This is a genomic window from Sphingobacterium yanglingense (assembly GCF_004363245.1).
In the GTDB taxonomy this organism is placed as follows: Bacteria; Bacteroidota; Bacteroidia; order Sphingobacteriales; family Sphingobacteriaceae; genus Sphingobacterium; species Sphingobacterium yanglingense.
Genome location: NZ_SNYV01000010.1, coordinates 1 through 1,198 on the forward strand (window position 1 = coordinate 1; position 1,198 = coordinate 1,198).

Here is a 1,198-nt window from a genome sequence, read left to right on the forward strand (position 1 = left end):
GCCCGTATTTTAGGGCTACTCCATACTTCAGCTTCCATCTTACGGCAGTTGACACAGTTCCAGCCTGTAAAATCGACCAACAACGGTTTCTTCTGCGCTTTGGCTGCTGCCAGCGCCTCGTCGTAATCGTAGTAAGGATCCAATCCTTTGATCGTCGACTTGCTATGGAAATAGGTATAGTGCTTGCGGCTGTTGGCATCTGTGCCTCCAGCATGTGCTGCAGGGCTACCTCCACCCAGAGCGAGGTTGTTCAGGTCAAAATCCTGTGTTCCGATCGGAGGAAGGAAGGCCGAAATCGCTTTCAACGGCGCACCCCACAATCCAGGTACCATATACACGACAAAGGAGAATACCAAAATCGCAATCATCGTACGAGGGATGGAAAGGAACTGCAACGGACTATCGTGGGAGAACTGGATCTTGCCGATCAGGTACAGCCCCAATAGACCGAATATCACGATCCATAACGCTAGGTACACCTCGCGGTCAAGGAAGTTCCAGTTGTAGGCCAGATCCACATTGGAAAGGAATTTAAGGGCCAAAGCCAGTTCCAGGAATCCCAGTACCACCTTTACACTATTCAACCATCCACCGGATTTAGGCATGGATTTCAACATCGATGGGAACATCGCGAACAGGACAAAAGGTACAGCCAGGGCAATAGAAAAGCCCAACATACCTATTGCAGGTCCAAGACGCTCACCTCTCGTAGCTGCTTCTACCAATAATGTACCGATGATCGGTCCAGTACAGGAGAAAGAAACCACGGCCAGACTCGCCGACATAAAGAACAGACCGATCAATCCGCCCTTGTCCGATTGTGCATCGATCTTGTTGACAAATGAACTCGGAAGGGTTATCTCGAAGGCACCAAGGAATGATGCTGCAAAAACCACTAAAAGTAGGAAAAAGAAGAAGTTGAAGATACCGTTTGTAGACAGTTCGTTCAGCGCCTCAGGTCCAAATGCAATGGTGATCAACATACCCAATGCGACATAGATCACAATGATAAAGACACCATATAAGAAGGCCTGTGATATCGCCTTGGAGCGTGTTCCTGATTTTTTGGTAAAGAAACTCACCGTAAGTGGTACCATCGGGAAGATACAGGGCATAAAGAATGCCGCAAAACCACCCAAAAGACCAGCGATAAAGATACCCCACATCGACTTATCATCTGCAGCGGCACCATCTGTAG

At 48.4% G+C, this 1,198-nt stretch carries 1 protein-coding gene; it reads right to left on the reverse strand.

Annotated elements, in window-relative coordinates; translation table 11 throughout:
• Positions 1 to 1,198, reverse strand: a 1,198-nt coding sequence (locus tag CLV99_RS02295) for a protein-disulfide reductase DsbD family protein (RefSeq protein ID WP_133582869.1), incomplete at both ends; no start/stop codon positions are given.